The 567-nt window shown below is 62.1% G+C and carries 1 protein-coding gene; it reads left to right on the top strand.

Features of this window, described 5'->3' with window-relative positions; translation table 11 throughout:
• A partial coding sequence (locus KNW02_RS20735) for an IS256 family transposase (RefSeq protein WP_216035062.1) occupies nt 1–567 on the top strand: 567 nt, incomplete at both ends.

Consider the following 567-nt stretch of genomic DNA (forward strand, 5'->3'; position numbering starts at 1 on the left):
CGACGGTCTGCGCGAGGTTCTGGGCCTGTGGATCGCCGAGAACGAGGGCGCCAAATTCTGGCTCTCGGTGATGAATGAATTGCGCAACCGCGGTGTCCAAGACATCCTGATCGCGGTCGTCGACGGGCTGAAAGGCTTTCCCGAGGCGATCACCGCCGCCTTTCCGGAGGCCATGGTTCAGACCTGCATCGTGCATCTGGTGCGCCACAGCCTGAACTTCTGCTCCTGGAAGGACCGCAAGGCGGTGGCGGGCGATCTGCGCCGGATCTATGGCGCCGCGACCGCCGATATGGCCGCCGCCGAGCTCGATGCATTCGAGGAAAAATGGGCCACGAAATATGCATCCATCGCCCCGGTATGGCGGCGCGCCTGGCAGGAGGTCATCCCGTTCTTCGCCTTCGATCCGGCGATCCGCAAGGTGATTTATACGACCAACGCCATCGAGAGCCTGAACCGCGTGATCCGGAAATCCATCAAGACGCGCGGATCGTTTCCGACGGACGATGCCGCGACCAAGCTGATCTATCTGGCGATCCGCAGCTTCGAGAAAGACGGCCGAAACGTCCG

Origin of the sequence: Paracoccus marinaquae (assembly GCF_018860165.1) — a bacterium.
In the GTDB taxonomy this organism is placed as follows: domain Bacteria; phylum Pseudomonadota; class Alphaproteobacteria; order Rhodobacterales; family Rhodobacteraceae; genus Paracoccus; species Paracoccus marinaquae.